The organism is Streptomyces sp. SID4985 (genome assembly GCF_009863025.1).
Classification (GTDB): Bacteria; Actinomycetota; Actinomycetes; order Streptomycetales; family Streptomycetaceae; genus Streptomyces.
Map to the genome: position 1 here is coordinate 1 of NZ_WWIR01000663.1, position 8,157 is coordinate 8,157.

At 71.9% G+C, this 8,157-nt stretch carries 7 protein-coding genes; 6 read left to right on the forward strand and 1 reads right to left on the reverse strand.

What is annotated here, in order from left to right; all coding sequences use genetic code 11:
• Positions 1 to 613, forward strand: a 613-nt coding sequence (locus tag GTW40_RS28800; RefSeq protein ID WP_161183069.1) for a LysR substrate-binding domain-containing protein, incomplete at its 5' end; no start/stop codon positions are given.
• Between the two features lie 7 nt (positions 614 to 620).
• Here the strand turns inward: GTW40_RS28800 and GTW40_RS28805 are convergent.
• Positions 621 to 2,147, reverse strand: coding sequence for a hypothetical protein (locus tag GTW40_RS28805; protein ID WP_161183075.1), 1,527 nt, complete (start codon positions 2,145 to 2,147; stop codon positions 621 to 623).
• Between the two features lie 258 nt (positions 2,148 to 2,405).
• Between GTW40_RS28805 and GTW40_RS28810 the strand changes: the two genes are divergently transcribed.
• The 5 genes from GTW40_RS28810 to GTW40_RS28830 all read left to right on the forward strand — a co-directional run.
• Positions 2,406 to 3,089, forward strand: coding sequence for a DedA family protein (locus GTW40_RS28810; RefSeq protein ID WP_161183070.1), 684 nt, complete (start codon positions 2,406 to 2,408; stop codon positions 3,087 to 3,089).
• A gap of 146 nt (positions 3,090 to 3,235) precedes the next feature.
• Positions 3,236 to 4,729 (forward strand): hypothetical protein, encoded by a 1,494-nt coding sequence (locus tag GTW40_RS28815; RefSeq protein ID WP_161183071.1) that lies wholly within the window; start codon positions 3,236 to 3,238, stop codon positions 4,727 to 4,729.
• Positions 4,730 to 4,743: 14 nt separating this feature from the next.
• Entirely contained in the window at positions 4,744 to 5,805 is a 1,062-nt protein-coding gene (locus GTW40_RS28820) for a hydrogenase expression protein HypE (RefSeq protein ID WP_161183072.1), read from the forward strand.
• A 72-nt stretch (positions 5,806 to 5,877) separates the two neighbouring features.
• A complete protein-coding gene (locus GTW40_RS28825) occupies positions 5,878 to 7,671 on the forward strand; it encodes a nickel-dependent hydrogenase large subunit (protein WP_161183073.1) in 1,794 nt (597 codons plus the stop codon).
• Positions 7,664 to 8,157: NifU family protein (locus GTW40_RS28830; protein ID WP_161183074.1), on the forward strand; the 494-nt coding region annotated here is incomplete at its 3' end. The genes GTW40_RS28825 and GTW40_RS28830, both read left to right, overlap by 8 nt.

Below are 8,157 nucleotides of genomic sequence, written 5' to 3' on the forward strand. Positions count from 1 at the left end.
CTGGCTGCGGCGGCTGCGCGCCCGGGTGCCCCCGGCCGACCCCACGCTGCACGTGGACGCGTCGGCGAACGCGCTGCTGCGGATGGTCGCCGAGGGCGGGCTCGACCTGGCCTTCGTGCACGAGGTGGAGGGCAGTCCACTGCGCGTCCCGGCCGGGCTCAGCCTGCGGGTCCTGGTCCAGCGGGAGCCGCAGTTCGTCTCGCTCGCCGCCGACCATCCGGCCGCCGCCCGGCACGAGGTGCGGCTCGCGGACCTGGCGAAGGAGCGCTGGATGGTGGACTCCACGGTGGACGGCGAGTGGGACGCACTGTGCCGGGTACTGCGCGACGCGGGGATCGAACCGCGCCTGCTGCACGGCGACTACCTGACCGCGTACACCCTGGCCGCCACCGGCGAGGTGGTCACGGTGAGCCAGCCGACCGCGCGGCCCCGCTCCGACCTCGCCATCCGGCCGCTGCGCGGCGACCCGATAGGGGTACGGCTGCTGCTCGCGGCGCGCACCGAGGCCGAGTTGGAGGACGGTTACGCCGAACTGGCCGACGCCTACTGGGAGGTGGCCGCGCAGTCACCGGTCTACCGGGCGTGGCTGGAGCGCTCCCCGGCATCGGTGTGACGGTACGTCAGTAGCCGAACGTCCGCGTGGTGTAGGCGCATTCGGTGTAGATGTAGCCCGAGCGGATCTTGGCCGTGTCGGAGGCGGGCTTGGCGCTGCTGGTGCCGTTCGGCTTGTGGACGAAGTACGTGGTGCCGACGGGCAGGCCGATCGTGCGCTTGGGGTAGTTCTTCCCGCTGTCGCTGCACGGCTTGAAGCCGATCGAGAGGGTGTCGGTGAAGGTGTACGCCCGGCAGCTGCCGCAGCCCTTGAGGGTGAAGCTGCCGGTGACCGGGCCGGTGTAGAGGACGGTGATGTCGTCCGGGCTGTCGTTCTTCACCGTGACGGAGATGCCGCCGCCGGAGGCGGTGGTGGGCAGCTTCTTCCCGGCGGCGGGGACGATCTGGGCGACCTCGGCGCCGATGGCTATCTTCCGGGCCCGGTCCCGCTTGGCGCCCGTGGCCCGGGCGGCGTAGTCCTCCATGGTCTTCTGCGCGGCGGTGAACTGGCCGTCCTTGTACTGGTCGATCCCGCAGTCGTACGCCCCCTCGTCCCCGCTGCGCTTCGCGCGGCCCGCCGAGGCCGTCAGCTGGGCGGCGGACCGGCCGCCGGAGTTGGAGAGTGCGACGGCGCGCGTGTTCAGCTCGCGCAGCCGCTCCACGGCGGTGCAGGGCGCCGCGCCACCGACGGCCTTCTGCGCCTGGGCCACGGCCGACTCGACGGCCGGGGCGACCTTGGCGGCCGGGCCGGAGTCGGGGAAGGTGCCGAGCAGGTCGCCGAAGTGCTCCACCCACTCCTCGCCGTCCCCGGAGAGGGCAGCGGCACCGCACTCGTACAGCGACGTGGCGAGCCGGTCGTCGGGCCAGCGGGCGAGCGTGCCCAGCCGTTCCTCGGAGAGGGTGTCCGGCACGGTGCGCAGATACTTCAGCGGCTCGATCGCGCCGCAGTAGTCCCCGCCCGCGTAGGGGGCGCCGACGGTGCGGTAGTAGGTGCGCAGGCGGTCGGGCACCTGGTCCGCGGCGCGGGAGCCCGCGTGGTGGACGGCGAGATCCCGGTAGACGTCCAGGGCGTCGCGGTAGTCGGCGCGGGAGGCGGCGAAGGAGTGGCGGCCCGCCGCCGTCACCTTCGCGTCGGCGCGGTGCAGCCGGCCGAGCAGGGCTTGCTGCACGGCTTCCTCGCGGGCGTCGCGATACCAGAGGGTGCCGCCCGTCGGCACCGCGAGCAACAGGAGGCCGAGGGCGAGCGCGAGGGGTGCCCTGGACGGCCAGGTGAGCCGGGTGCGCAGGGCGGCGAACGCTCCGTGCGCGGCGGCGAGGAGCAGGACGATCACGTATCCGGCGAGCGCCCCGGCCGGGACGCCGTCCGGGTCGGCGGGCAGGGCGACCAGCAGCAGGACGGCGGTGGCCACCCAGCAGGCGGCGGCGAGGAACCATCTTCGCAGCAGGACGTAGCCGAGGCCGAGACCGCTCAGATTGAGCAGGCCGACGGCGGCCGCGCGCAGCGGGTCCGGTGGTGCGGGCGGCGGGCTCGCCGGCATCGGCGGTACCGGGGGCATGGGAAACCCCGGTGTCCCGGCAGGTCCGTACGGTGTGTCCGGCATGGCGGCTCCCCCCGTCAACTGCCCCCGTGCCCCTGTGAATCGGCAGTGTACGAGCAGTGGCGGGGCAGGGACAGAGGGTTTTCGCGCCGACTCTCGCGGGATGCCTCCCGGGCGGACGTGGGCACCGGGTACGCGTCGTCTGCGGGCGGGGGAGCCGGGTCCGGGCGACACTGGGCGGGAGGCTACCGAGCGACGGACCGGGGAGGCGATGGGGTGGAAGCCGTCAACCCCACGGACAGCGCCTCGCTGCTGGCCGCCTTCGGCGCGCTCGGCGTCCTGGTGGTGACGTTCGCGGAGTCGGGCCTGCTGGTCGTCGGCTTCTTCCTGCCCGGCGACACGCTCCTCTTCCCGGCCGGGGTGCTGTGCGCCGGGGCCGACGGGCGGCCGCCCCGGCTGGTCCTCTGGCAGGTGATGCTGTGCGCCGCGGCCGGAGCGGTGGCGGGCGCTCAGGTCGGCTACCTCATCGGACGACACGGCGGCCGCCCACTGCTGACCCGTACCTCCAGCAAACGGGTGAAGGAGGGCGCGGAGCGCGCCGAACGGCTCCTGGCCCGCTACGGCTACGGCAAGGCGCTGGTCATCGGCCGCTTCATCCCCATGCTCCGCTCGGTGCTGCACCCGGCGGCGGGCGCCCTCGGCGTGCCGCTCGGCACGTTCACGCTGTGGCAGACGGTGGGCGGGGTGCTCTGGTCGCAGAGCCTGGTGCTCGTGGGGTACGCCCTCGGCTCCTCGGTGTCCCACGTGGACGACTATCTGCTGCCGCTGGTCGGCGTCATCGTCGTCCTCTCCCTGATGCCGCTGCTGGTGGAGGCGGTGCGGTCACGGCGCGCGCGGCACGAGGACGCGGCGCGCGGGGAGCACACGACGGACGACCACCCGGGCGCGGAGGGCGAGTAGGTCGGCCGGGCCGGGAAACCGCCGCCCGCATATGCCCACTCACCCGCCCGGCCCAAGCCGCGTGGGCCTGAGGGGCGAGGGGGCGTGACTGATGTGACGGTGAGTGGAAGGCATGGACCACTGCACCGGCACGGCGAGGAGGCGGCATGGTGGACACGAGCGGCGAGGGCGGCACGGTGTGTGCCTTCGCGCCCGGTGACGCGCCCGGTGACGGCCCCGCCCCGGAGGATGCCTTCGCGGGGATGGGCGCGGTCGCCGACGCCGTCCTCTACGAGGGCTATCTGCTCTACCCGTACCGCCGCTCCTCCGCGAAGAACCGTGTCCGCTGGCAGTTCGGGGTGCTGCCGCCCCGGGACTGGGTGGAGACGGACGGCCCGGTCACCGAGGGCATCTCCGGCTCGGCGGACTCGTGGTACCAGCGGACCGAGTGCCTGGTGCGCGCCGAGGGCCCGGACGCGGCGCTCAGGGTGCGGGTGCGCTACCTCCAGCTGCAGCGCAAACAGGTCGAGGCGGCCGACGGCGACTGCGGACACCGGCCGGTCGAGTCCCTGCTGACGGCCGACGGCGGCGTCCAGCTCAGCTTCGACGAGGCCGTACCGCACGAGGTGGAGCTGGTGTGGCCGCTGGCCGACCTGCTGCGCGGCGTGTGCACGGCGCCGTCGGGCGCGCCCGCCGCCCGCGAGACGGAGGAGCTGTCCAAGGGCGCCGGGCGGATCGTGCGCACCCGCGAGGTGGTACGGGCCCGTACCACGGCCGGGGCCGAACGGCTCGCGGACGGCCTCTACCGGGTGTGCGTACGCACCGAGAACACCGGGCGCGCCCCCGAAACCGGCGGCGCGCGCGGCGAGGTGCTCCGGCACGCGCTGCTCGCCGCACACACCCTGCTCGGCGGTACGGGCCTGGAGTTCGTGTCCCTGATCGACCCGCCGGAGGCACTTCGCGCGCAGACGCGCGGCTGCCGCAACGCCTTCACGTTCCCGGTGCTCGGCGGACTGGCGCCCACACCCGGCTCCGGCGGCACGGACGGCTGCACGGGCCCCGTGCTGCTCTCCTCCCCCATCATCCTTCCCGACCACCCACAGGTGGCCCCGGAGAGTCCAGGCGATCTGCACGACGCGGCGGAGATCGACGAGATCCTGACGCTGCGCACGATGCTGCTGACCGACGAGGAGAAGGCCGAGGCCCGGGCCACCGACCCGCGCGCCGCGCGCATCCTCGACCGCGTGGACACCATGCCCCAGGAGGTGTTCTCCCGCCTGCACGGCGCCATCCGCTCGCTGTCCCCGGCGTCCCCGGCCGCGCCGTCCCCGGTGTCCTCCGAAAGCCGCCCCGCCTGGTGGCAGGAGGGCGGTGACGAGGGCCTGTCCCCCACGACCGACACGGTGCTCGTGGACGGCGTGGAGGTCGGCGGCGGCACTCCGGTGCGGCTGCGCCCGCGCAAGCGGGGCTCCGACGCGCAGGACATGTTCCTGGAGGGGCGGACGGCACGCGTGTCCGCGGTCTTCCACGACGTGGACGGCAGCACGCATCTCGCGGTGACCGTAGACGACGATCCGGCGGCCGAACTGCACGGCTGGTACGGCCGTTTCCACTACTTCCGACCCGACGAGGTCGAGCCCCTGGGCGACCCCCGACCGTAGCGAAGGCAGGCGACATGACCACCCAGAGCCCCACCACCGAAGCCAAGGGCATAGACGAGATCACCATCCTGTGGATCTCGGAGGGCATGAGCTGCGACGGCGACACCGTCTCGCTGACGGCGGCCATGCAGCCCTCCATCGAGGACGTCGTCCTCGGCGTGATCCCCGGGCTGCCCAAGGTCAACCTGGTCAACAAGGTGCTGTCGCCGAGCCTGGGCGGCGAGGACTTCCTCGCGCCCTACCGGGCGGCGGCACGCGGCGAGCTGGACACCCCCTTCATCCTCGTCATCGAGGGCTCGGTGCCGAACCAGGAGATCATCGAGGGTGACGGCTTCTGGACGTCGTTCGGCAACGACCCGAAGACCGGCCAGCCGCAGACGATCAACTGGTGGATCGACCAGCTCGCGCCGAAGGCGTGGGCGGTGGTCGCCGCCGGTACGTGTGCCACCTACGGCGGCATCCACGGCATGGCGGGCAACCCGACCGGCTCGATGGGCCTGGCCGACTATCTCGGCTGGGACTACAAGTCGCAGGCGGGGCTGCCGATCGTCAACGTGCCGGGCTGTCCGATCCAGCCCGAGAACTTCATGGAGGTCCTGGTCTGGGTGCTCCAGACCGCGGCCGGTACGGCCCCGCCGCCCCCGCTGGACCACATGCTGCGGCCGCAGTGGCTGTTCGGCAAGACCGTCCACGAGGGCTGCGACCGCGGTTCGTACTACGAGCAGGGCGACTTCGGGCTGGACTACAACTCCCCCAAGTGCCTGGTGAAGACCGGCTGCTGGGGCCCCGTGGTCAACTGCAACGTGCCCAAGCGGGGCTGGATGGCCGGCATCGGCGGCTGTCCCAACGTCGGCGGCATCTGCATCGGCTGCACGATGCCCGGCTTCCCGGACGCGTTCATGCCGTTCATGGACGAGCCGCCCGGCGGCACCCTGTCCTCCCTGGTCATCAAGCCGTACGGCGCCGTGGTGCGCCGACTGCGCGGCCTGACCAACGAGATGGTCAACCACGAGCCCAAGTGGCGCGGCAAGAAGCGCAAGCTGACCAGCGGTTACGACCCGTACTGGCGTGCCTGAGGCCGCCGGGGCCGTGACCCGACCACCACCCCCACCACCCGCCGAACTCCGACAGCGAGGGCAGCACCGCAGATGACGACCACCGAATCCCGGCCGACGGGACGCAAACCGGCCCAGCTCGTGGACATGTCCTGGGACCCGATCACCCGGATCATCGGCAACCTGGGCATCTACACGAAGATCGACTTCGCCAACCGCGAGGTCGCCGAGTGCCACAGCACCTCGTCGCTGTTCCGCGGCTACTCGGTGTTCATGAAGGGCAAGGACCCGCGCGACGCCGGGTTCATCACCTCGCGCATCTGCGGTATCTGCGGCGACAACCACACGACGTGCTCCAACTACGCCCAGCAGATGGCGTACGGCATCAAGCCGCCGCCCATGGCGGAGCACATCACCAACCTCGGCGAGGCCGCCGAGTACATGTTCGACCACACGATCTTCCAGGACAACCTGGTCTTCGTGGACTTCTGCGAGGCCATGGTCAAGGCCACCAACCCCGGGCTGCTGGCCCGCGCCGAGCGCACGGACGCCCCGCGCGGGGAGATCCACGGCTTCCGGACCATCGCCGACATCATGAAGGCCTTCAACCCCTTCGAGGGCGAGGTCTACAAGGAGGCGCTGCGCATCAGCCGGGTCACCCGGGAGATGTTCTGCCTCATGGAGGGACGGCACGTCCACCCCTCGACGCTCTACCCGGGCGGTGTCGGCACGATGCCGCAGCCGAGCATCTTCACCGACTACCTCAGCCGGCTGATGCACATCATCGACTTCATCAAGAAGGCCGTCGCCATGAACGACGACGTCTTCGACTTCTTCTACGAGGCCCTGCCGGGCTACGAGGAGGTCGGCAGGCGTCGCATCCTCCTCGGCTGCTGGGGCGCCTGGCAGGACCCGGCGGTCGTCGACTACCGCTACGCCTCGATGAACGAGTGGGGCAAGGCGATGTACGTCACCCCCGGCGTCATCGTCGACGGCAAGCTGGTCACCAACGACCTGATCGACATCAACCTCAACATCCGCATCATGCTGGGCAGTTCGTACTACGACGACTGGGTCAACGAGCAGCCGTTCGTCACCCACGACCCGCTGGGCAACCCGGTCGACATGCGGCACCCGTGGAACCAGACGACCGTCCCGGTGCCGCAGAAGCGGGAGTTCGACGGCAACTACAGCTGGGTGATGAGCCCGCGCTGGTACCACAAGGAGACCGACAAGCACCTCGCGCTCGACACCGGCGGCGGCCCGCTCGCGCGCCTGTGGTCGACGGCGCTGAGCGGCCTGGTCGACACCAAGTACGTCAAGGCGGGCAACGGCAAGGTGCGCATCCAGCTCCCCAAGGGCGAGTCGCTCCCGGAGACCACGCTGGAGTGGTCCATCCCGAAGTGGAGCAACACCATCGAACGCGACCGCGCGCGGCCGTACTTCGTCGCGTACGCGGCCGCGATGGCCCTCCAGTTCCTGGAGGAGTCAATGGAGCTGATGCGGGCGGGCGAGACCAAGGTGTTCCAGGACTTCGAGGTCCCGGACGAGGCGATCGGCTGCGGCTTCCACGAGGCCGTGCGCGGGGTGCTCTCGCACCACCTGGTGATCAAGGACAAGAAGATCGCCAACTACCACCCGTACCCGCCGACCCCGTGGAACGCGAGCCCCCGCGACATCTACGGCACGCCGGGCCCGTACGAGGACGCGGTGCAGGGCCAGCCGATCTTCGAGGAGAACGGCCCGGACGACTTCAAGGGCGTCGACATCATGCGCACCGTGCGCAGCTTCGACCCCTGTCTGCCGTGCGGCGTGCACATGTACATGGGCAAGGGCAAGACACTGGACGTCGTGCACTCGCCCACGTACGGGGCGAACCATGGCTGAGGGTGCCCGCCGTCTCGACGACCCGGCGGTGGAGGCGCGCCTGGCCCATCTCGACGACGTGCTGGGCGAGTTGGAGGCGGACTCCGGCTCCACCGCCCGCGAGGCGCTGGGTGCGGTCGGGCTGCTCACCGAGGTCTACGGCGAGGCGCTGGCCCGCGTCCTGGACCACGCGGACGACGCGCTGCGTGCCCAACTGGCCGAGGACGAGCTGCTGGCGCATCTGCTGGTGCTGCACGGCATCCACCCCGAGCCGCCGGAGCGGCGGGCCGCCCGCGCGGTCGAGCGGCTCCGCCCCGCCGTGCGCAAGCGCGGCGGCGACCTGGAGTGGGAGGGCGTCGAGGGCGGAGTGGCGCGGGTCCGGGTGGACCCGGGCGGCGGTGGCTGCGGCGCCGGGTGCGGCTCGGACACGCCGGATGTCGCCGAGGTGGTCCGCGCGGCGGTGCTGGCCGCGGCACCGGAGCTGACGAGGGTGGAGGCGGTCACCGC